Annotated in this window: 20 protein-coding genes; 11 read left to right on the top strand and 9 right to left on the bottom strand. The window is 62.7% G+C overall.

Annotated features, from left to right (window positions below; translation table 11 throughout):
* Positions 1-2 precede the first annotated feature (2 nt).
* The 8 genes from LOY67_RS06335 to edd form a co-directional block, all read right to left on the bottom strand.
* Complete coding sequence (locus LOY67_RS06335) at positions 3-848, bottom strand: carbohydrate ABC transporter permease (protein WP_047701874.1); 846 nt, start codon at positions 846-848, stop codon at positions 3-5.
* Positions 841-1,749: a carbohydrate ABC transporter permease gene (locus LOY67_RS06330; protein WP_265066424.1), complete on the bottom strand. Its 909-nt coding sequence runs from the start codon at positions 1,747-1,749 to the stop codon at positions 841-843. Before LOY67_RS06330 ends, LOY67_RS06335 begins: the two co-directional genes overlap by 8 nt.
* Before the next feature lie 145 nt (positions 1,750-1,894).
* A complete protein-coding gene (locus LOY67_RS06325) occupies positions 1,895-3,181 on the bottom strand; it encodes an ABC transporter substrate-binding protein (RefSeq protein ID WP_041023874.1) in 1,287 nt (428 codons plus the stop codon).
* Positions 3,182-3,295: 114 nt separating this feature from the next.
* Positions 3,296-4,555: an AGE family epimerase/isomerase gene (locus LOY67_RS06320; protein ID WP_265066423.1), complete on the bottom strand. Its 1,260-nt coding sequence runs from the start codon at positions 4,553-4,555 to the stop codon at positions 3,296-3,298.
* Between the two features lie 235 nt (positions 4,556-4,790).
* Positions 4,791-6,260 carry an ATP-binding protein gene (locus LOY67_RS06315; RefSeq protein ID WP_265066422.1) on the bottom strand — a complete coding sequence of 490 codons (1,470 nt, stop codon included), beginning with the start codon at positions 6,258-6,260 and terminating at the stop codon, positions 4,791-4,793.
* Complete coding sequence (locus tag LOY67_RS06310) at positions 6,250-6,981, bottom strand: response regulator (RefSeq protein ID WP_265066421.1); 732 nt, start codon at positions 6,979-6,981, stop codon at positions 6,250-6,252. Before LOY67_RS06310 ends, LOY67_RS06315 begins: the two co-directional genes overlap by 11 nt.
* A 176-nt stretch (positions 6,982-7,157) precedes the next feature.
* Entirely contained in the window at positions 7,158-8,114 is a 957-nt protein-coding gene (locus LOY67_RS06305; RefSeq protein WP_265066420.1) for a glucokinase, read from the bottom strand.
* A complete protein-coding gene (gene edd, locus LOY67_RS06300) occupies positions 8,111-9,937 on the bottom strand; it encodes a phosphogluconate dehydratase (RefSeq protein ID WP_265066419.1) in 1,827 nt (608 codons plus the stop codon). The genes LOY67_RS06305 and edd overlap by 4 nt, the downstream gene beginning before the upstream one ends.
* Before the next feature lie 228 nt (positions 9,938-10,165).
* Here edd and gap point away from each other — a divergent pair, with 228 nt between their 5' ends.
* The 9 genes from gap (at position 10,166) to LOY67_RS06255 (ending at position 19,218) form a co-directional block, all read left to right on the top strand.
* Positions 10,166-11,167 carry a type I glyceraldehyde-3-phosphate dehydrogenase gene (gap, locus tag LOY67_RS06295; RefSeq protein ID WP_265066418.1) on the top strand — a complete coding sequence of 334 codons (1,002 nt, stop codon included), beginning with the start codon at positions 10,166-10,168 and terminating at the stop codon, positions 11,165-11,167.
* A gap of 238 nt (positions 11,168-11,405) precedes the next feature.
* Entirely contained in the window at positions 11,406-11,924 is a 519-nt protein-coding gene (locus LOY67_RS06290; protein ID WP_265066417.1) for an RNA polymerase sigma factor, read from the top strand.
* Between the two features lie 51 nt (positions 11,925-11,975).
* Positions 11,976-12,938, top strand: coding sequence for a FecR family protein (locus LOY67_RS06285; protein ID WP_265066416.1), 963 nt, complete (start codon positions 11,976-11,978; stop codon positions 12,936-12,938).
* A 119-nt stretch (positions 12,939-13,057) separates the two neighbouring features.
* Positions 13,058-15,649, top strand: coding sequence for a TonB-dependent receptor (locus LOY67_RS06280; RefSeq protein ID WP_265066415.1), 2,592 nt, complete (start codon positions 13,058-13,060; stop codon positions 15,647-15,649).
* A gap of 197 nt (positions 15,650-15,846) precedes the next feature.
* Positions 15,847-16,437 (top strand): biliverdin-producing heme oxygenase, encoded by a 591-nt coding sequence (locus LOY67_RS06275; RefSeq protein ID WP_265066414.1) that lies wholly within the window; start codon positions 15,847-15,849, stop codon positions 16,435-16,437.
* 147 nt (positions 16,438-16,584) lie between these two features.
* Positions 16,585-16,977, top strand: a complete 393-nt coding sequence (locus tag LOY67_RS06270; protein ID WP_265066413.1) for a YbaN family protein — start codon at positions 16,585-16,587, stop codon at positions 16,975-16,977.
* Positions 16,978-17,022: 45 nt separating this feature from the next.
* Positions 17,023-18,369: a CoA transferase gene (locus LOY67_RS06265; RefSeq protein WP_265066412.1), complete on the top strand. Its 1,347-nt coding sequence runs from the start codon at positions 17,023-17,025 to the stop codon at positions 18,367-18,369.
* A gap of 78 nt (positions 18,370-18,447) precedes the next feature.
* Positions 18,448-18,807: a DUF5064 family protein gene (locus LOY67_RS06260; protein WP_265066411.1), complete on the top strand. Its 360-nt coding sequence runs from the start codon at positions 18,448-18,450 to the stop codon at positions 18,805-18,807.
* Between the two features lie 234 nt (positions 18,808-19,041).
* Positions 19,042-19,218 (top strand): hypothetical protein, encoded by a 177-nt coding sequence (locus LOY67_RS06255; protein WP_162843618.1) that lies wholly within the window; start codon positions 19,042-19,044, stop codon positions 19,216-19,218.
* 7 nt (positions 19,219-19,225) lie between these two features.
* Here LOY67_RS06255 and LOY67_RS06250 read toward each other — a convergent pair whose 3' ends face one another.
* Positions 19,226-20,119 (bottom strand): helix-turn-helix domain-containing protein, encoded by an 894-nt coding sequence (locus tag LOY67_RS06250; RefSeq protein WP_265066410.1) that lies wholly within the window; start codon positions 20,117-20,119, stop codon positions 19,226-19,228.
* 173 nt (positions 20,120-20,292) lie between these two features.
* Here LOY67_RS06250 and pobA point away from each other — a divergent pair, with 173 nt between their 5' ends.
* Both pobA and LOY67_RS06240 read left to right on the top strand, forming a co-directional pair.
* Positions 20,293-21,483 carry a 4-hydroxybenzoate 3-monooxygenase gene (pobA, locus tag LOY67_RS06245; protein ID WP_265066409.1) on the top strand — a complete coding sequence of 397 codons (1,191 nt, stop codon included), beginning with the start codon at positions 20,293-20,295 and terminating at the stop codon, positions 21,481-21,483.
* Between the two features lie 52 nt (positions 21,484-21,535).
* Complete coding sequence (locus tag LOY67_RS06240) at positions 21,536-23,071, top strand: MDR family MFS transporter (RefSeq protein WP_413776163.1); 1,536 nt, start codon at positions 21,536-21,538, stop codon at positions 23,069-23,071.
* Positions 23,072-23,140 lie beyond the last annotated feature (69 nt).

Raw genomic sequence — 23,140 nt, 5'->3', positions numbered from 1 at the left:
GATTACCCCTTGACTGCGCCGGCCGTCAGCCCGCGCACGAAATACTTGCCTGCGACCACATAGACCAGCAGGGTCGGCAGCCCGGCGATCATCGCCGCCGCCATATCAACGTTATATTCCTTGGCCCCGGTGCTCGTGTTGACCAGGTTGTTCAGCGCCACCGTGATGGGCTGCGAATCACCGCTGGAGAACACCACGCCGAACAGGAAGTCGTTCCAGATCTGCGTGAACTGCCAGATCAGGCAGACCATGATGATCGGCGTCGACATCGGCAGGATGATCATGCGAAAGATGGTGAAGAACCCCGCACCGTCCAGGCGCGCCGCCTTCACCAGCGCGTCAGGAATGCTGACGTAGTAGTTGCGGAAGAACAGCGTGGTGAACGCCAGGCCATACACCACGTGCACGAACACCAGGCCGGTGGTGGTGCTGGCCAGGCCCATCTTGCCGAGGGTGAACGAGGCCGGCAGCAGTACGGTCTGGAACGGCAGGAAGCAACCGAACAGCAGCAGCCCGAAGAACAGCTGCGAACCGCGGAAGCGCCACATCGACAGGACGTAGCCGTTCAGTGCACCGATGGCAGTGGAAATCAGCACCGCCGGAACGGTGATCTTGATCGAGTTCCAGAAGTAACCGTTGACCGTCGCCCAGGCCTTGACCCAGCCGATGCCGCTGACCACGGTCGGCCAGCTCAACAGGTTGCCGGTGCTGATGTCTTCCGGGGTCTTGAAGCTGGTCAACAGCATGACCACCAGCGGAACCAGGTAAAGCAGTACGGCGAGGATCAGCACCGCGTAGATCGCGATGCGACTCAGGCTGATGCCAGGTTTGGTGGCGAGACTAGTCATGGCGCTTGGTCCTCAGCTCGGAATACAGGTAAGGCACGATGATCGCGAGGATCGCACCGAGCATCAGGATCGCACTGGCCGAGCCCATGCCCATCTGGCCGCGGCTGAAGGTGAAGGAGTACATGAACATGGCGGGCAGGTCGGACGAATAGCCCGGGCCACCGGCCGTCATCGCCGCCACCAGGTCGAAACTCTTGATCGCGATGTGCGCCAGGATCATCACGGCGCTGAAGAACACCGGACGCAGGCTTGGCAGGACCACTTTCCAGTAGATCGTGGGCATGCTCGCGCCATCGATCTGCGCGGCGCGGATGATCGATTGATCGACGCCCCGCAGGCCGGCCAGGAACATCGCCATGATGAAGCCCGAGGCTTGCCACACGGCGGCGATCACCAGGCAATAGACCACGCGGTCCGGGTCGATCAGCCAGTCCAGGCGAAAACCTTCCCAACCCCAGTCCCGCAGCAGTTTGTCCAGGCCCATGCCCGGGTTGAGCAGCCACTTCCAGGCGGTACCGGTGACGATCATGGAGAGTGCCATCGGGTACAGGTAAATGGTGCGGATGAAACCTTCGCGACGGATACGCTGGTCGAGGAATACCGCCAGCAGCACGCCGATCACCAGGGTGATGCCAATGAACATGCCGCCGAACACGGCGAGGTTCTTGCTCGCGACCCACCAGCGGTCGTTGTCGAACAACCGGGCGTATTGCGCCAGGCCCACCCATTTGTAGGTGGGGAGGAAAGTCGAGTTGGTGAACGAGAGAAGAAACGTCCACAGGATGTAGCCATAGAAGCCCACCAGGACGATGAACATGCTGGGCGCCAGCACCAGTTTTGGAAGCCAGCGCTGCAATGCATCGAACGGCGAGGCCTTGCTGAACACAGCAACAGAGCTCATGGGGAAATCCAGTACAAGAAATATGAACTACAGCGACATCCCTTGTGGGAGCGAGCCTGCTCGCGAATGCGGTGTGTCAATCAGCCTCGATTCAACTGATTGATCGCCATCGCGAGCAGGCTCGCTCCCACAGGGTGCTACCCGTTTACTTCGCGGACTTGACCGCAGCGCCGAGTTTCTTGGCAGTGTCGGCAGGGTTGGCACTCGGGTCGTTGATGTAGTTGGTCACCACGTCAAAGAACGCGCCCTGTACCGCCAGCGTGGTCGCCATGTTGTGCGCCATGCTCGGCTGCAGGCCGCCGGTGGTGGCGTCGGCCAGGAAGTCCTTGGCCGCGGTCTGGGCACAAGAGTCGAAACCGTACTTGCCCATGTCCTTCAACATGTCGTTACGAACCGGGATCGAACCCTTGTTGATGCTGAAGACCTTCTGGAAGTTCTCACCCAGCACGACCTTGGCAATGTCCTGCTGACCGGCAGAAGTGCCCTTGTCTTTCTGCTTGAACACCGCCAGGGAGTCGATGTTGTAGGTAAAGGCCTTGTCGGTACCCGGGAAAGCTACGCACTCGTAATCCTTGCCGGCGACTTTCTTGGCCGCTGTCCACTCGCTCTTGGCCCAGTCACCCATGATCTGCATGCCGGCCTTGCCGTTGATGACCTTGGCCGCTTCCAGGTTCCAGTCCTGGCCCTTGCCGTCGGCGTCCATGTAGGTCGCGACTTTCTTCAGCTCGGTCAGCGCCTTGACCATTTCAGGACCGGTCAGCGCAGCGTTGTCCAGGTCGACCAGGGCCTTCTTGTAGCCATCGGCCCCCATGACCGACAGCACCACGGCTTCGAACACGGTGCTGTCCTGCCAAGGCTGGCCACCGTGGGCGAGCGGAATGAAACCCGCCGCCTTCAGCTTGTCGCCGGCGGCATAGAATTCTTCGAGGGTGGTCGGGTTTTTCGTGATGCCGGCTTTCTTGAAGACTTCCGGGTTGATCCACAGCCAGTTGACGCGGTGGATGTTCACCGGCACGGCCACGTAATCGCCTTCGTACTTCACGGTATCGGAGACTTTCTTGTCGAGAAGGGAGTCCCACTTCTCGTCTTTGGCAACGTCTTTGAGGACGTCGCTGTCGAGCAGCCCGGTGGACGCCCATTCCTGGATGTCGGGGCCCTTGATCTGGGCAACGCCTGGCGGGTTGCCGGCGACTGCGCGGCTTTTCAGCACGGTCATGGCCGTGGCACCACCACCGCCTGCAACGGCGCCGTCCTTCCAGGTGAAACCGTCCTTCTCGACTTGGGCCTTCAGGACATCAACAGCCGCCTTCTCACCACCCGAAGTCCACCAATGCACCACTTCGACCGTCCCTTTCGAGTCGGCGGCAAAAGCACTGAGGGGAAACAACGAGGCAATGGAAACAGCAACTGCGAGGCGATTAATCGCGTTCATCTGAGTACCTTTTTTGTTGTTATGCATGCAAGTCTGTTGCTTGCGCTGCATGGATTCTAATCAGGGGCATTCCCTTCGCAGGTAACGAAGGGATGCGTAAATGTCACGACATGGTTACACGGTCGCCGGAGCGGAAAGTTGCGCCAGGGCCGAGGCCATGCTCGGTGCCAGGGGCAAGCGTGGAATCAGCACCGCCTGCCAGGCGTGATACAGGTCCGGCTTGCCTGGCCAGATGTCGGCACTGGGGCGGTTCTGCGGATCGAGTTCGTGGTGCCAGCTACCGTTGCAACGGTCGATGAAGTGTTTGTCGCAGAATTCCCAGAAGCACCGGTACCAGGTTTCGTACTGCGCTTCATCGGTGCGTTTGAGCAAGGCGCTGGCAGCCGCCGCCGCTTCGGCATGGACCCAGTGCAGGCGATGGCGGACCACCGCGCGATTGTCCCAATCCAGCGTATAGACAATGCCAGGCGCGCCATCGACGTCCCAGCCGTGACGGCAGTTCTGTTCGAACAGTTTCTGCGCATCCTGGAGCAGCCAGCCCGGAGTCAGCATGCCGATCCGCACGCGTGCCGCTTCAAGGTGCAGGAGCAGGCGAGCCCATTCGAAACCGTGGCCTGGCGTGGTGCCATACGGGCGGAAGCCATCGGCGGGGTTGTCGCGGTTGTATTCGCGCAGCGGCTGCCAGTGGCGGTCGAAATGCTCCACCACCAGATAGTCGTTGGCCGCCGCATGACCATGGATCACCCGTTCGACAATGCGCAGCGCGCGGGCGAGCCAGCGCGGGTCGTCGGTGACATCGGCCAGGGCCAGGAAGGCTTCGGTGGCGTGCATGTTGCTGTTGGCGCCGCGATAGGCCTCTTCCTCGCTCCAGTCACGGTTGAAGGATTCGCGCAGGGCGCCCTCTTCTTCGCTCCAGAAATACGTGTCGATGACCCGCACAGCCTCGTCCAGCAACGCTTGGGCGCCAGGACGCTGGGCCACCACGGCGGAACTGGCGGCCAGGGCCACGAAGGCATGCAGGTAGGCGGCTTTGCCGGTGTCGTCTTCATGGGGTTGCGTGGTGGCGAACCAGCCGCCGTATTCAGCGTCCCGCAAGGGGCCGCCCAGGGCCTGGATACCGTGGTCCACCAGTTCGGCGAACCCCGGCAAGCCCTGGATATGGGCCATGGCGAAACTGTGGGTCATGCGTGCGGTGTTCATGGTTTCGGCCCGGGCCCCGGTCGGCAGGCAACCGTGCTCGTCGAGGTTGCCGAAACCGTCCGGCAGCCTCGACGCCTTGGCGAACGCCAGCAGCCGCAAGCCTTCGGCGGCGAGCCATTGCTGGTGGGCAGGTGCGTTCAGCCAACTGCTGAAAGCCGGTTGGAAGGTGTCCATTCAGGCGTACCTTTTTTGTTGTTTTGACGCGGGGAGTCTAAACAAGGGAGGACGGGGGGCAGGTAACGAAAGGGGCGAGTTATGTCACCAGCCTGTTACAAAACAAGTGAGGCGACTGGCGCCATCGCGAGCAGGCTCGCTCCCACAAGGGTTCGAGGGTGGACACAGAAATTGTGAACACCACAGATCCACTGTGGGAGCGAGCCTGCTCGCGATGAACGATTACGCGGTCTCGCTAATCCGCACTGCGAGGCAACTGCAACGTCACCCGCAACCCACCCTCGCGCAGGTTCTGCAGGCTCACCTCACCGCCATGGCTGTGGGCGATGTTGCGGGCAATGCCCAGACCCAGGCCGTATCCCTGCTGCTGCCCGGCCAGGCGGAAGTGCGGCTCGAAAACCTGCTCGAGACGCTGCTCCGGCACGCCCGGGCCTTCATCGTCGACGTGCAGGATGAACGCGGTTTCATCGTCGTCGATGTGCAAGTGGGCGTTCTGCCCATATTTCAGGGCATTATCGATCAGGTTGCCGATGCAGCGCTTGAGGGCCAACGGCTTGCCGGGGTACGGCGCCAGCGCCCGGCCATCCTGGGTCACACGGCCATTGCCGTTGGGGGCAAGGTAAGGTTCTACCAGGCAATCGAGCACATGGTTGAGGTCCACCGGCTCGATGTTTTCGTGAATGTCGGTGTCCTTGACGCATTGCAGCGCCCCTTTGACCAACAGCTCCAACTCATCCAGGTCACGGCCGAACTTGGCCTGCAGGTTCTCGTCCTCCAGCAGTTCGACCCGTAGCCGCAGGCGAGTGATCGGCGTGCGCAGGTCATGGGAAATCGCGCTGAACAACTGGCTGCGCTCGGTCAGGTAGCGACTGATGCGCTCACGCATGGCATTGAACGCACGGCCCACCTCCACCACTTCGCTGCCACCGCCCTCCGCCACTGGCTCCACTTCGGCCCCCAGGGACATGTCCCGTGCCGCCCGGGCCAGGCGCTTGAGCGGCCGACTCTGCCAGTGCACGAGTAAACCGATGAACAACAGCAACAGGCTGCTGGTGAGCACGATGAAGCCGACCTGTTGCTTGGGCAGGTCCTGCTCTTCGAGGCTGGTATAGGGTTCGGGCAGCAGCGAGGCGATGTACAACCATTCGCCCGGCGCCATCTGGATCTGCGTGACCAGCACCGGCGGGTTCACCGGTTCAAGGGTCAAGGCGTAGTGAGCCCACGAGCGTGGCAGCTCATCGAGCTTCAGCCCGCCGTTGAAAATCCGCAGGTCATCGGGGCTGACGAAGGTCACGGAAATATCCGTGTTACTGCCCAGGGACTTGCGCAGCACTTCGTCCACGGCCTTGAGCACCGCCAGCTTGCGCGGCGTGACCGGCAGCACATCCATGCCCAGGGGCTTGTCGTTGAGCGTGACGACAAACCGCGTGCCGCCCATGCTGCGCAATTGGTCCAGCACCAGCGGCCGATACGCCACCGGCAGCGAACGCAGGTAGCTGACGCTGGCCGTCATCGAATGGGCGAGGCTGCGGGCGCTGGTAACCAGGCCTTCAAGTTGCGTGGCGCGCAGTTGTGACACCCAGATGACGCTGGACAACGTCTGGGCGAACAGCACCACCAGCAGGGTCAGCAACAGCATCCTTCCGAGCAACGAACGCGGCACCGGCACCCGTCGGGCGACTTTCCTGGCCCAGTCAATGACCATTGCTGGCAACCACGTTGGCCGCCAATTGATAACCACTGCCGCGCACCGTGCGGATCAGCCGGGGCGGCTTGTCGGTGTCACGCAGGCGCTGGCGCAGGCGGCTGACCGCCATGTCGACGATCCGGTCCAGGGGCATCAGTTCCCGCCCCCGGGTGGCGTTGCCGATGGTGTCGCGGTCGAGGATTTCCTGGGGATGGTCGAGAAACAGTTTGAGCAGGGCGAAGTCGGCACCGGAGAGGATCACTTCTTCACCGTCGGTGTGAAACAGCCGATGACTGACCATGTCCAGCCGCCACTCATCGAAGGCCAATACTTCCCCGCCGGTGCGTTCCTGGCCGAACTGCGCCCGGCGCAACAGGGCCTTGATGCGCGCCTGCAATTCACGCGGGCTGAACGGTTTACCGAGGTAGTCATCGGCCCCCAGCTCCAGGCCGATGACCCGGTCGGCTTCGTCGGAACTGGCGGTGAGCATGATGATCGGCACGTGGGCCTGGCGCGGATGCTGGCGAACCCAGCGGCACAGGCTGAAGCCGTCTTCGTCGGGCAGCATCACATCGAGGATCACCAGATCACTTGGCGCGTCGTTCAACGCCTGGCGAAACCCGGCCCCGTCGGGCGTGGTCCGCACCTGGAACCCCGCCCGGCTGAGGTAAGTGTCCAGCAGCTCGCGAATCTCCTGGTCGTCGTCGACCAACAAAATCGATTTGTTTACTGAACTCACGGGGCCGCGTCCTTGTTGTTTGGATTAGTGCGGATTATGCCTGATGGAGAAAGCCTACAAACACCACAGGACCTCTGTGGGAGCGAGCCTGCTCGCGATAGCGGCGTGTCAGTTACCTCAATAGTGAATGACACTCCGCTATCGCGAGCAGGCTCGCTCCCACAGGGGACTGCATTTCAGCTGGCCGATTGCTCCAACGCCACGCCCGCGCCCATCAGGCCGGAGTACGGCGCCGTCACCAGCCAGACCGGAATGCCCTTGAAGTAATCGCTCATGCAACCCTTGTCGGCGAAGCAGCGGGCGAAGCCGCTTTCGAGGAAGAAGTCGGCAAACCGGGGGATCACCCCGCCGACGATGTATACACCGCCTCGCCCGCCCACCGTCAGTACATTGTTGCCGGCCACGCGCCCCAGCCAGCGACAGAACTGCTCCAGCACTTCCAGGGCGATGGGGTCGCCGGCCAGGCCGGCGGCGGTAATGGATTCGGGCGTATCGAGCAGCGGTTCATGCCCGTCCACCGCGCAGATCGCCCGGTACACCCGGGGCAAGCCGCTGCCACTCAAGGCGGTTTCGGCGCTGACGTGACCGATCTCGTTGTAGATGTGCTGCCAGAGCTGGGTTTCCCGCGGGCTGCTCATGGGCAGGTCGACATGCCCACCCTCCCCCGGCAATGCCGCAAAGCGGCCGTCGCCCAGGTCCAGCAATGTACCGACGCCCAGCCCCGTGCCTGGCCCGATCACCACCGCCGGACGCATCGGTTCCGGGGTGCCTTCGCAGACGACCCGGTATTCATCGGGACGCAAGCGGGTCATGCCCAGGGCCATGGCCGAGAAGTCGTTGACCAGCAACAGCTTCTCTACCTGCAAGGTCTTGCAGAACGCCAGGTTGCTCAGGCGCCAGTGGTTGTTGGTGAAGCGAAACAGGTCACCCGCCACCGGGCCGGCCACCGACAGGCACACCGAGCCGATGGCACCAGGCGCCAGGCCCATGCCACTCAGGTACACCTTGATGGCATCTTCAGGGCAGGCGTAATCCGCCGTCGCCAGCACCTGGACGTTCTCCAGGTTGTGGTTTTTCCACAACGCGAAACGTGCGTTGGTCCCACCGATGTCACCGACCAGAGCCAGTTTCAATTAATCGTCTCCAGTGCAGCCGTGAAGGCGCTGGCGCCCTGCTCTGCCGAGCTGAAGGCCGTGCGCATGAAGCCGAACAGCTCGCGACCGGTGCCGATGTTGTTGCCCAACAGGCCCTTGGCCGGCTCGCGTGCGGCAAATTCCTCGGCGTCCACCTTCAACTCCAGGGTGCCTTTGACGCCATCGACGCGGATGATATCGCCCTCCTGCACCCGGGCCAACGCGCCGCCGACATAAGCTTCGGGGCTGACATGGATCGCCGCCGGGATTTTCCCCGAGGCGCCGGACATGCGCCCGTCGGTGACCAGCGCCACTTTGAAACCGCGATCCTGCAGCGAACCGAGGAACGGGGTCATCTTGTGCAGCTCCGGCATGCCGTTGGAGCGCGGGCCCTGGAAGCGCATCACCGCGACAAAATCCTTCTCCAGCAGCCCGGCCTTGAACGCGTCCGCCAGGTCCTGCTGGTCCTGGAAGACCATGGCCGGGGCTTCGACGATCTGGTTTTCCAGCGCGACGGCGGAGACTTTCATCACGCCACGGCCCAGGTTGCCTTCCATCACCCGCAACCCGCCTTCTGGCGAGAACGCACGGGCCACCGGGCGCAGGATGTTTTCGTCGAGGCTTTCGATCGGGCCGTCGCGCCACACCAGTTCGCCATTCTCCAGGAACGGTTCCTGGGTGTAGCGGCTCAGGCCGTGACCGAGCACGGTGTTGACGTTTTCGTGGAGCAGACCGGCTTCCAGCAGTTCGCGAATCAGGAACGACATGCCGCCCGCCGCCTGGAAGTGGTTGATGTCGGCCTTGCCGTTCGGGTAGACGTGGCTCAGGGTCGGCACCACCTCGGAGAGGTCGGCCATGTCCTGCCAGGTCAACTGGATGCCCGCCGCCATGGCGATGGCCGGCATGTGCAAGGTGTGGTTGGTCGAGCCGCCAGTGGCGTGCAGCGCAACGATGGAGTTGACCAGCGAGCGTTCGTCGACGATTTCACCGATGGGCATGAAGTTGCCGCTCTGCTTGGTCATGCGCGTCACCTGGAACGCCGCTTCGCGGGTCAGGGCATCGCGCAGCGGGGTGTTCGGGTTGACGAACGAGGCGCCCGGCAAGTGCAGGCCCATCACTTCCATCAGCAATTGGTTGGTGTTGGCGGTGCCGTAGAAGGTGCAGGTGCCAGGGCTGTGGTAGGACTTCATCTCCGACTCCAGCAGTTGCTCGCGGGTGGCCTTGCCCTCGGCGTAGCGCTGGCGCACGTCGGCCTTTTCCTTGTTGGAGATGCCGGAAACCATCGGCCCGCCGGGCACGAAAATCGTCGGCAGGTGACCGAAGCGCAGGGCTCCCATCATCAGGCCCGGGACGATCTTGTCGCAGATGCCGAGCATCAGCGCGCCGTCGAACATGTTATGGGACAACGCCACCGCCGTGGACATGGCGATCACTTCGCGACTCGGCAGGCTCAGCTCCATCCCCGCCTCGCCCTGGGTCACGCCGTCGCACATGGCCGGCGTACCGCCCGCGAACTGGCCGACCGAGCCGATCTCGCGCAGGGCTTTCTTGATCTGTTCCGGGAAGGTTTCGTAGGGCTGGTGGGCCGAGAGCATGTCGTTATAGGACGACACGATGGCGATGTTGGCGGCGTTCATCATCCGCAGGTGATGCTTGTCTTCGCTGCCGCAACCGGCCACACCATGGGCGAAGTTGGCGCACTGCAGCTTGCCGCGCATCGGACCGTCGCTGGCAGCACCGCGGATCAATGCAAGGTAAGCCTGACGCGTGGCGCGGCTGCGGGCGATAAGCCGTTCGGTGACCTCAAGGACGCGGGGATGCATGTGTAGAACTCCAGGCTAACGGGTGTGGCGACCTGATTGTCTATGCTGGTCAAGACCGGCTGCGCCCCCTGGGACAGGGAAGGCGACAAACGGTTTTGACCAATCGGACCAGTTGATTCAGGTCACTCGTTGTAGATAAAACAAAATATTGCCATCAAAAAGGCTTGTTTTCTATTTTTATGCGAATAATCTTGTAATTCCAACAACAAATCGACGGCAGCGCAGTTAATGACTCTTCGAATCGCAATCAATGGTTTTGGCCGCATCGGCCGCAACGTCCTCCGTGCACTGTATACCCAAGGCTATCGTCGCGACTTGCAGATTGTCGCCATCAACGACCTGGGCGACAGCGCGATCAATGCCCATCTGCTCAAGTACGACACCGTTCACGGCACGTTCGACGCCGAAGTGCAGCACGATAACGAAAGCCTGACGGTCAATGGCGACCGCATCTCGGTCAGCGCCATCCGCAACCCGGCCGAACTGCCCTGGGCCGCCGAGAAGATCGACGTGGTGTTCGAGTGCACCGGCCTGTTCACCGACCGCGCCAAGGCTGCCGCGCACATCAGCGCCGGTGCCCGCAAGGTGATCATCTCGGCCCCGGCCAAGGGCGCCGACGCCACCGTGGTGTATGGCGTGAACCATGACATCCTGCGCCAGTCCCACCAGATCATTTCCAACGCGTCGTGCACCACCAACTGCCTGGCCCCGGTGGCCCAGGTGCTGCACCGCGAGCTGGGCATCGAAAGCGGCCTGATGACCACCATCCATGCCTACACCAACGACCAGAACCTGACCGACGTCTACCACACCGACCCGTACCGCGCCCGTTCGGCCACCCAGAACATGATCCCGAGCAAGACCGGCGCCGCCGAAGCGGTCGGCCTGGTACTGCCGGAACTGGCGGGCAAGCTGACCGGCATGGCCGTGCGCGTGCCGGTGATCAACGTGTCCCTGGTGGACCTGACCGTGCAGCTCAAGCGCGAAGCGTCGGCCGAAGACGTCAACGAACTGCTGCGCCAGGCCAGCCAGCATTCGAAGATCCTCGGCTATAACACCCTGCCGCTGGTTTCCAGCGACTTCAACCACAACCCGCTGTCGTCGATCTTCGACGCCAACCACACCAAGGTCAGCGGCAAGCTGCTCAAGGTACTGGCCTGGTATGACAACGAGTGGGGCTTCTCCAATCGGATGCTGGATAACTGTCTGGCGTTGTGTAACGCCGAATAAATACCGCCACGGATGTAGGGATGCCCCTGTAGGAGCTGTCGAGTGCAACGAGGCTGCGATCTTTTGATCTTTTGATCTTTTGATCTTTTGATCTTTCGCTCACGACTTAATTGTCTGGGACAAGATCGCAGCCTCGTTGCACTCGACAGCTCCTACACATCACCTGACGGAATCTACGCTTGACCTGCCGAGTAGATGATAAGCATTATCATCCACTCGAACCGGATCGGGCCTTACCGTGAGTCAATCGCGCTTTCACCACGTCTTCCTCGCCCAGCGCACGCCCCTGCTGCGCACCCTCGAACGCATGGTCAACAACCCCAGTACCGCCGAGGACCTGCTCCAGGAAACCTATTTGCGCGTCTCTCGCGCATTGGCCGAACGCACAGTCGAGCACCTCGAACCCTTTGTCTTCCAGACCGCCCGCAACCTGGCGCGGGATCACTTGCGTGCCCGGCGCATACAGTCCCGTACCGTGCTGGACGACGTGCCCCTGGAGATCGTTCACAATGTGATCGCTCCCCAGAGCAGCGCCGAGGATGCCGCCCATGCCGAACAGATGCTCGAGCGCCTCAACGTCAGCCTGCAAGCGCTGAGCCCGCGCCAACAGCAGATTTTCATCCTCAGCCGCCTGCACGGTCATGGTTATCAGGACATCGCCGCAGCGTTGGGTGTGTCCCTGAGTACCGTGCAAAAGGAACTGAAGCTGATCATGACGATCTGTATCCGCGTGGCAGAACGCCTGGACATCGACTGAATCCTCAAGAAAATTCGAAACAGCCGTGCAAAGACACTGCGAGGAACCACCGTGACGGATAATCACCGCTCTTCCGAATCTGCGTCAGCGCAGGACACCGCCCACGCCATGGAGCAGGCGCTGGACTGGCTGGTCCTGCTGGACAACCCCAGCCAGGAGCAGACCCGGCAATTCCAGGTCTGGTTGGCGGCCGATCCGCGCCATGGCGAAGCGTTCGTCCGGGCCCAGACCCTCTGGAACGGCCCGCAAGTGAAGGAGAGTGCCCGGCGGCTCCAGGCCACGCCCAGGGTGACCGCGCTGTCACGCCTGCGCGCCCACTGGAAACCCCTGGCCACCGCCGCCGTGCTGTTCCTCGGCCTGTTCAATTTCAGCGACCTGCCCCTGCATTTCCAGGCCGATCACCTGACGGTGGTCGGTGAACGCCAGCGCCTGCAGCTGGAGGATGGCTCCAAGGTCCTGCTCAACACCGACTCGGCCTTTTCCAGCACGTTCGACAAACAGCGCCATGTGGCCCGGCTGTACAAGGGCGAGGCGTTTTTCGAGGTGCCCGACAATCGCAGCCTGCCACTGGAGATCGACGCCGGGCCGGTCACCGCCAGTGTCAGCAACACCACGTTCGCCGTGCGCTACCTCGACGGCGTGGCCCAGGTCCAGGTCCAGCGCGGCGATGTGGAACTGCGGGCCAACCGCAACGACACCCATGTCCGGCTCTCGGCCGGGGAAAGCATCCGCATCGGCCCCCACGGCTTCGACCGCCCGGCCCCGCTCGATGCCGGCACCGACCTGGCCTGGGTCCAGGGTCGGCTGGTGTTCGAGAACCGACCGCTGAGCCAGGTCCTGGCCGAACTGCGGCGCTACTATCCCGGCTGGATCATCAACCGCAACGAGCAACTGGCCCAGGTCACGGTGACCGGCAATTACCGCCTCGACCAGCCGCTGGACGTGGTTCGCTCCCTGGCGCACATCACCTCTGCGCGGCTTCAAGAATTCCCGGCACTGGTGATCCTGAACTAAATGAGAATTATTTTTACTCGATAGCCTTCGCTGATTCGTCTCGTTATAGCCAATGCAATTGATTCGCATCTATCGATGCCAATCTGCACCTATAACAGATGCGACACGGAGCGCTATCGATGTCCTCTCGCCTTACCTGCCGGTTCCTTGCCCCTTCCCGCACGCTGTCGTTGCTGACCGCCGCCATCCTGATGGCCGGCACCGCGCCCGCCACCCTGGCCGCCGCGACGCAACCGCCTGCACGCAACATCGGCGACTACACCTTCGCCATCGCCCAACAGCCACTGGTTTCAGCCCTGAATGCATTCACCGCCGTCACGGGCTGGCAAGTGGGCCTGCCGGCAGAACTGGCTGAAGGTGTCGCGTCGCCCGGCGTCAACGGCTCGCTGCCACCGGAGAAAGCCCTGGAGCGCCTGCTGGTGGGGACCGACTTGAGCTACCGCAAGCTGGGCAACAACAGCATCGTCCTGGAGAAGCGCAGCGCCAGCAACGTGCTGAACCTGCAACAGATGACCATCAGCGCCACCCGCCAGGAGCAGGACATCAGCGGTGTACCCAGTACCGTCAGCGTCCACGATCGCCAGGCACTGGACCGCAATAACGTCAACACCCTCAAGGACCTGGTGCGCTACGAGCCCGGCGTGTCGGTGGGCGGCGCGGGCCAGCGCGGCGGCATCAGCGGCTACAACATCCGCGGCATCGACGGCAATCGGATCCTGACCCAGGTCGACGGCGTGGCAATTCCCGATGGCTTCTTCAACGGCCCCTACGCCAAGACCCAGCGCAACTACGTCGACCCGGAGATCATCAAGCGCGTGGAAATTCTTCGCGGTCCGGCCTCGGTGCTCTATGGCAGCAATGCCATCGGCGGTGCCGTCAGCTACTTCACCCTGGATCCGGATGACATCATCAAGCCCGGCCAGGACGTCGGTGCCCGCCTGAAGACCGGCTACAGCTCTGCCGACGAAAGCTGGCTCAAATCCGCCACCGTCGCCGGCCGCAGCGGGACATTCGATGGCCTGCTGCACTACAGCCAGCGCGACGGCCATGAAACCGAATCCTACGGCAGCCACAACGGCACCGGCCTGGACCGCACCGCCGCCAACCCGGAAGACGTGAGAGCCAACAACGTTCTGGCCAAACTCGGCTGGAACTACAGCGACGACGCGCGCCTGGGCCTGGTCTACGAGAAGTACAAGGATGACCGCGACAGCGATCTGAAAAGCGCCTACGGCGGCCCCTTCTCCAACGGTCAACCGGCCATTCCCGCGAGCATCCTGCCGGGCGGCATGTACCAGTGGCGCACCGGTAATGACACTATCACCCGCGAGCGTTTCGGCCTGGAGCACAGCTTCGCCCTCGACAGCCTGCTGGCCGACAACATCAAATGGAGCCTGAACCATCAGGTCGCCAAGACCGACCAGGGCACCGCCGAGTTCTACTTCCCGATCACCCGCCGGGTGCTGCGTACCCGGGAAACCCTCTACGAAGAAAAACAATGGGTTTTCGATGCACAACTGGACAAGGCCTTCAGCCTCGCCGACACCGATCACGCGCTGACCTATGGCACCACGATCAAGCAACAGAAAGTCACCGGCTCGCGCAGCGGCAATGGCGTGTGCCTGGCGGTCGGCGTGGGTTGTTCCGCCGTCGGCGCCATCAGCACGCGAGACGTGCTGGCAAAAGCCAGTGACTTCCCGGACCCGACCATCAACACCTACAGCCTGTTTGCCCAGGACCAGATCCGTTGGGACAAGTGGACCTTCACCCCGGGCCTGCGCTACGACTACACCCAGCTCAAGCCGCACCTCACCCAGGCCTTCCTCAACACCGTGGACCCTACCAGTGGCGGCCAGGTCAGCGACAGCAACAAGACCTGGCATCGCGTCTCGCCCAAGTTCGGCCTGACCTATGCCTTTACCGACCAGTACACCGGGTATGGCCAGTACGCCGAAGGTTTCCGCACCCCGACCGCCAAGGCCCTGTACGGCCGTTTCGATAACCCCGGGGTCGGCTACAGCGTGGAACCCAACCCTGACCTGGAAGCGGAAAAAAGCAAAAGCTACGAGACCGGGTTGCGGGGCCGTTTCGACTCCGGCTCATTCGATGTGGCGGTGTTCTACAACAAGTACCGCGATTTCATCAACGAAGACGCCATCACCCCCGGCGCCGATCAGTTGACCTTCCAGAGCAACAACATCAAGCACGCCACCATCAAGGGCGCCGAGGTCAAGGGCCGCCTGGACCTCGACGTATTGGGCGCGCCCCAAGGCCTCTATACCCAGGGGTCGGTGGCCTACGCCTACGGTCGCAACGACGACACCGGCGAGCCGATCAACAGCGTCAACCCGCTGACCGGCGTGTTTGGCCTGGGCTACGAGCAGGACGACTACGGCACCTTGCTCAGTTGGACCCTAGTCAAGAAGAAGAACCGTGTCGACGACAGCAACTTCAACTCGCCCGATGGCGTCAGCAGCCAGTTTAAGACGCCGGGTTTCGGGATTCTCGACTTGAGCGGGTTCTACAAGGTGACCCAGGACGTCACCGTCAGCGGCGGCCTCTACAACCTCACCGACAAAAAGTATTGGCTGTGGGATGACGTGCGTGGCTACGACAGCGTCGGCGAAGCGGCCGTGCTGAGCCCCGCCAACCTCGACCGCCTGACGGCGCCCGGGCGCAACTTCGCGGTCAACCTGATCTGGGATATCTGATCCGCCTGTACCTCCCTTGTGGCTAAGGATTTATCTGTGGCGAGGGGATTTATCCCCGCTGGGCTGCGCAGCAGCCCCAAAAAAACAGGGCCGCTGCGCGCCCCAGCGGGGATAAATCCCCTCGCCACAAATAAATCTCCTGCAACAAATGAGTCCCCTGCAACAACAGCAATCCGTTTTCATTCCTAGGAACTCTCATGAACACCCAACGCCCCACCTCCCGCTCCCAACGCCTGAACCAGATCACCCACGAACCCCACGGCAAACTCGACGCCCTGGTCAAGGCCCACGCCCCGTTCGCAACCCCGGCCAGCTTTGCCCGCTTCGTTGTCGCTCAGTACCTGTTCCAGTCGGAACTGGTGGCGCTGTACAACGACCCGCAACTGTCCGTCCTGGTCCCCGACCTGCCCGCCCGCTGCCGTGCCGAAGCCGCCAAGGCCGACCTGGCGGACCTGGGCACCGACGTCCCGGCCCCGGTGGCCGGTGCGCTGAAAAACCCAACCCAGGCCGAGGCCCTGGGCTGGTTGTTCGTTTCGGAAGGTTCGAAACTGGGCGCGGCGTTCCTGATCAAGCGCGCAGTGGGCCTGGGGCTGAGCGAAACCTTCGGCGCCCGCCACCTGGCCGAACCGGCGGGCGGCCGTGCCGAAGGCTGGAAGACCTTCACCCGTATCCTCGACGAGCTGCCTCTCACCGAACAGCAGGAAGCCGAGGCGGACAAAGGTGCGCTGGACGCCTTCAACCGGTTTACGGTGCTGCTGGAACAGGCCTACGCCGCTGAACCCGCCTGAACGGTGATTTTTCTATGACCCCTTTCCCCTGTGGGAGCGAGCCTGCTCGCGATAGCGGAGTGTCAGTCAACAGAGATGTTGGAGGATCTACCGTCTTCGCGAGCAGGCTCGCTCCCACAGGGAAATGTGTATAGCTGAAAGGTGCTGATGAACCGTCCCTCAAAACCCGCCCAACTACTCTTCGGCCTGCTCGCCTACGTAAGCCTCGCCATCGGCCTGGTCGCCATTGTCGTGCCCGGCCTGCCGACGACCGAGTTCATCCTGCTGGCCGCCTGGGCCGCGACTCGCAGTTCGCCGCGCCTGAGTGCCTGGCTGGAGAACCATCGCCTGTTCGGGCCGATGCTGCACAACTGGCGCAACGGCAAGGTCATCCCGCGTCGGGCCAAGATTGGCGCAACCCTCAGCATGTTGTTCTGCGCCGCATTGATGCTGGCGACGCTCAATCACGGCTGGCCGGTGTACCTGGCCCTGACGGGCATGGGCGCGGGCAACCTGTGGCTCTGGTCCCGTCCGTCTGCAACAGCACAGACGCCCGGATAAACCGTTTTGATCTATGCTCGGCCTCTCAAACCCGGAGGGCCTTCGATGACAGATCTACTCGCGTCCATGCAAGCCGCCCTCGGCTTGCCCACGACTCCGATCCCCTTCAGCGGTGAAGGTGCCCTGCCTTCGGCGTTCGCCGTCACGGAGCTGGCCTGTGCCAGTATCGCCGTGGCCGGCCAGGCGAGCGCAGCACTCATTTGCCAGCAAACCGGCCGCTTGCCGCCCCTCGAGGTCGACCGACGCCTGGCCTCGTTCTGGTTCGCCACGTCCCTGCGGCCGATCGGCTGGAGCGTGCCGCCGATGTGGGACCCGGTGGCGGGCGACTACGCCACCGCCGACGGCTGGATTCGCCTGCACACCAATGCACCGCATCATCGCCTGGCCGCGGAAAAAGTCCTCGGCCCCTGCCTTGATCGCGCCGACATGGCAAGCAAAGTGGCCCGCTGGAACAAGACCGAGCTGGAACAAGCGGTGGTCGACGCCGGTGGCTGCGCCGCCGAGATGCGTTCGGCGCTGGCATGGCAAGCACATCCCCAAGGCAGGGCAGTGAGTGCCGAGCCGCTGGTGCACTTCGCCCAAACCGACGAGGAACACCACAAACCCTGGCTCGGCTCCGTGGCCCGGCCATTGGCGGGCCTCAAGGTGCTGGACCTGACACGGGTGCTCGCGGGGCCCATCGCCAGTCGGTTCCTCGCAGGCTTGGGCGCCGATGTACTGCGCATCGATCCGCCGACCTGGGACGAGCCCGGCGTAGTCCCGGAAGTCACCCTCGGCAAACGCTGCGCCCGCCTCGACCTGCAGCAGCCCGACGACCGCGCCACGTTCGAAGCGCTGCTCAAGGACGCCGACATCCTCCTGCACGGTTACCGCGCCGATGCCTTGGAACGACTGGGTTATGGCGCCGGACAACGCCACAAGCTCGCCCCGGGCCTGATCGATGTCAGCCTCAACGCCTACGGTTGGAGCGGCCCCTGGCAGAACCGCCGCGGCTTCGACAGCCTGGTGCAGATGAGCAGCGGCATCGCCGAGGCGGGCATGGGCTGGAAGCACGCGGACAAACCGACACCGCTGCCGGTACAGGCGCTGGATCACGGCACCGGTTACCTGATGGCGGCGAGCGTCATCGTGTTGCTGACCCAACGCCTGGAGAACGGCCGCGGTGGTTCGGCACGCCTGTCACTGGCACGCACGGCCAAGCTGTTGATCGAGCAAGGCGCAGGCCGCCGGGATGTGCTCCGACCGGAAGACGCCAACGATCAGGGGCTGCTGGTGGAACAGACGCCATGGGGACCGGCGCATCGATTGCAGGTGCCGATGAAACTCATGGGCACACCGCTGCAATGGGCGCTGCCGGCTGCAAATCTGGGCGAACATCGAGCGCAGTGGTGACATCACTCACCACCGAAACAGGAAACTTGTCAGGCAGATAGCAGGTCTGCCTTTGCATACCTACGAAGGAGAGTCGCCATGGCCATGTTCCAACCCGGTCACCTGCACATGGAGCGTCATGCGCTGAACAAGGATGATTTCAACTGCAACCTCCGCATCGACTATGAAGTGGCCCAGGATCCCAAGGAGGGCACGGGCATGTCGTTCCGGTTGCATGGCACGGTGGAAGACAAGAACGTGGATGAGACCTTTTTCCTGCCCAAGGACCTGGCCTTCGACTTTGCCCGGCACGCCACGCGCATCGCGCAGAAGTACGGCATGCCAAAGAGCGCCAGCATCGACTCGATGCACACGCAGTACGACGAAATGTTCGAAGACGTGCGCAAGCAACTGGATGTGAAACCGGGTGACCCGGTGAAGCCTGAGCATCTGGCGTAAACCGCCCCTGCAGACAACCCTGTTCCCCTTGTGGGAGCGAGCCTGCTCGCGATAGCGGCGTGTCAGTCAATAGGGATGTTGACGGATCTACCGCTATCGCGAGCAGGCTCGCTCCCACAGGGATATCAGTGTTCTGAATACCGGGTTAACTGCCCCACCCGCCCACTGGCAACTCCCCCCCGCTGACCTATGCTGAAAACAGTACCCCAGGGTATTCGTTCAGAGGTCATCGCCATGAACATCAGAACAAAAAGACGCCTCGCCATCTTCGTGACCTGCGCCGCCACGCTTGCGCTGTATGGCACGGCGGCCTACCGGGTCGAGCAGGCCAGGCAACTGCCCCGTGAATACGCCAGTTGCAATTTCGAACGCTGTATCCCACACAACGCGACCCTGAACGCCCTGCGCTGAAGTGCGCTCAGTCGTCCGGCTGATCGGTCTTGAGCCGGTCCCGGAAGGCCTTGGGCGAGATGCCGACGCGGCGGCGGAAAAGACGGGTGAAATTGGTCGGGTCGGAAAACCCGAGCATCTCGGAAATCTCGTAGATGGTCATGCCGGTGTAGGTCAACAGCCGCTTGGCCTCCAGCAATTGACGCTCATGCATGATCTGCAACGCCGGCTGCCCGGCCAGCTCGCGACAGGTGCCGTTGAGGTGTGACACGGAAATGCCCAGGCGGTGGGCCAGGTCTTCCACCTTGACGTGCTGGCGATAGGTCTCTTCCACCAGTTGAATGAACCCGTTGAGGTATTCCCGGGCCCGCTGTGGGCGTTGGGTCTGGGTGCGTCGCTGCATGACCTGGCGGCTGACCCAGACCATGATCACATTGACCAGCGCATGCATGAGCATTTCCCGGGCCGGTTGATGCCCCATGTACTCACTCTGCAAGGCGCTGAACAGGCTGTTGAGGTAGTCGGCATTTTCACCGGCCGGGTAGCTCTCGGCCTGGGCCAGGATGTTCACCGAATGGCCGAGCTGCCCTTGCAGGTGTGTCACCAGCGGCGCCGCCAGGGTCACCACGTAACCTTCCACGTCTTCGGAAAAACGAAACCCGTGGACCGACAGCGGCGGCAGGATCTGCACCGCCGGCACATCGAGCCGGGTACGCAGGCCTTCGATTTCCAGCTCCGCCTGGCCCTTGAAAACGAACAGCAACTGACAGAGGTCGGCATGCCGATGGGGTTTGATTTCCCACTGATGCTCGCGACTGCGCTTGGAGATGGTTTCACAGTGCAGCAGGTCCGGCGTCGGCCATTCCTGGCTTTCGCCGTAGAGCTTGAACACCGGAATCGAAGGCAGGTCAGGTTTTTTCATAACGAGGATCGGCCTCGGGTAGCGGGCGATAATCGCACCGATTGGCAGAAAGTACAGGTATCGGCTCAGTTTTCCCCTTCAATTGACAGGCCCGCAAGGAAAAAATGCAAGGACTCGGTTCATAACCCTCCACACCGGCCCTGGTCGCGTGCTTCGTGCGAGTCATAACAACAATGAAAACCCTCAAGACCCAAGTCGCCATTATCGGCGCCGGCCCCTCTGGACTGCTGCTCGGCCAGTTGTTGCACAATGCCGGAATTGACACCCTCATCCTTGAACGCCAGACCCCGGACTATGTCCTGAGTCGCATCCGCGCCGGCGTACTGGAGCAAGGCATGGCCGAACTGCTGCGCCAGGCCGGTGTTGGCCAACGCATGGACGCCGAAGGCCTGGAGCATGACGGTTTCGAACTGGTCCTCAATGGCCGTCGGGTACACATCGATCTCAAGGGGCTGACCGGCGGTAAGAACGTGATGGTCTACGGTCAGACCGAAGTGACCCGCGACCTGATGGCCGCCCGCGAAAAGGCCGGCGCGCGGACGCTTTATCAGGTCGACAAGGCCCAACCCCACGACATGCAGACCGACCAGCCTTTCGTGACCTTCGAGCACCAGGGCGAAACCTGGCGTCTGGACTGCGACTACATCGCCGGGTGCGACGGCTTCCATGGCGTGGCGCGGCAATCCATCCCGGCGGAAAAACTGAAGGTCTTCGAACGGGTCTATCCCTTCGGCTGGCTCGGCATCCTGGCCGACACCCCGCCGGTCCACGAGGAATTGGTCTACGCCCGTCACGAGCGTGGATTTGCCCTGTGCAGCATGCGCTCCAAGACCCGAACCCGTTACTACCTGCAAGTGCCCGCCGAAGAACAGGTCGCCGACTGGCCGGACGAGCGTTTCTGGACTGAACTGAAAACCCGCCTGCCCACTGATCTGGCCGAAGCCCTGGTGACCGGCCCGTCCATCGAAAAGAGCATCGCGCCACTGCGCAGCTTCGTGGTCGAACCGATGCAGTACGGGCGCATGTTCCTGGTGGGCGACGCCGCCCACATCGTCCCGCCCACCGGCGCCAAGGGGCTGAACCTGGCGGCCAGCGATGTCAGCACGCTGTTCAACATCCTGCTCAAGGTCTATCGCGAAGGACGGGTGGATCTGCTGGAGCAGTATTCGGCCATATGCCTGCGGCGCGTCTGGAAAGCCGAGCGTTTCTCCTGGTGGATGACGTCGATGCTGCACCGCTTCGATGACGATGCCTTCAACCAGCGCATCAGCGAAGCGGAGCTGGAGTACTTCGTTGACTCCGAAGCCGGACGAAAAACCATTGCAGAAAATTACGTCGGACTTCCTTACGAGGCTATCGAATAGCCAACTACCGACTTACACTGCGGGCTCCATCTCCACTCGCGTCTATAGCGTGATGCCCGCAGGTTCTACCGTGACTCAGCTCAATACGCTCAACGTCCAGCAGCCCGCCATCCGCAGCGTACTGGTGGCCCTGATGCTGGCGATTTTCCTCGGTGCGCTGGACCAGACCATCGTTGCCGTCTCGATGCCGGCCATCTCCGCCCAGTTCAAGGACATCAGCCTGTTGGCCTGGGTGATTTCCGGCTACATGGTCGCCATGACCGTGGCCGTGCCGATCTACGGCAAGTTGGGCGATCTCTACGGTCGTAGGCCGTTGATGCTGTTCGGCATGGGGCTGTTCACCCTGGCCTCGTTGTTCTGCGGCCTGGCCCAAAGCATGGAACAGCTGGTGCTGGCGCGGATTATCCAGGGCATCGGTGCCGGCGGGATGATTTCCGTGAGCCAGGCAATCATCGGCGACATCGTGCCACCCCGCGAGCGTGGCCGTTATCAGGGCTACTTCAGCAGCATGTACGCGGTGGCCAGCGTGGCCGGGCCGGTGCTGGGCGGCTACATGACCGAATACCTGTCGTGGCGCTGGGTGTTCTGGATCAACCTGCCGTTGGGCCTGGGTGCCTGGCTGGTGGCCCGTCGCACCCTGGTCGGGCTGTCGGTGCCGCAACGCACGCCGATCATCGACTACCTGGGCACCGTGTTGCTGATCATCGGCCTGACGGCCTTGCTGCTGGGCATCACCCAGGTCGGCCAGGGGCAGGCCTGGCACAGCCGTGGCGTATTAGGACTGCTGGGTTGCGCCGTGGTGACGCTGGGCGTGTTCGTCTGGCACGAACGCCGCGCCCGGGAGCCCTTGCTGCCGATGCACCTGTTCGTCAACCGCAGTGCGGTGTTGTGTTGGTGCACAGTCTTTTTCACCAGTTTCCAAGCGATTTCCCTGACGGTGCTGATGCCGTTGCGCTTTCAGAGCGTGACCGGTGCCGGCGCTGACAGCGCGGCGCTGCATCTGTTGCCGCTGGCAATGGGTTTGCCCATCGGCGCGTATTTCGCCGGGCGTCGCACCTCGGTCACGGGTCGCTACAAACCGATGATCCTCAGCGGCGCCCTGCTGCTTCCCTTCGCCATCCTCGGCATGGCCTGCACAACGCCCGACGCGTTCTGGCTCAGCAGCCTGTTCATGCTGCTCGGCGGCATCGCCTCCGGCATGCAGTTCCCCACCTCACTGGTGGGTTCGCAGAACTCGGTGCAACAACGGGACATTGGCGTCGCCACCAGCACCACCAACCTGTTCCGCTCCCTCGGCGGCGCGGTGGGCGTGGCGCTGATGTCGGCGTTGCTGCTGGCCTTGCTGCAGGACTCAGGTTTCGCCCAACTCGCCAGCGCGTCGCTGATCGGCGAAGGCCATTCCGGCAACGTATTGCTGGACGGCTTGAACGCTGCGCCGGGCGAGGCACAGGACGCCTTGCGCCTGGGGTTGCAGACGACGTTCCGGCATCTGCTGCTGATCAGCGCGGCGGTGTCGCTGCTGGGGTTGGCGGCGGCGGTGGCGATGCCGAATCGATTGTTGCGTGGGCGGGAGGAGCAGGTTCAGTAGTTGCCTTGAAACACATAACCCTGAATGAAATACAAAACCCAGAGTTGAAATACAAAAACTGTGGCGAGG

The organism is Pseudomonas sp. B21-056, from assembly GCF_026016325.1.
Lineage (GTDB): Bacteria > Pseudomonadota > Gammaproteobacteria > Pseudomonadales > Pseudomonadaceae > Aquipseudomonas.
Note: the sequence above shows the minus strand (reverse complement) of the source record. Positions and strands in the feature narration are given on the sequence as shown.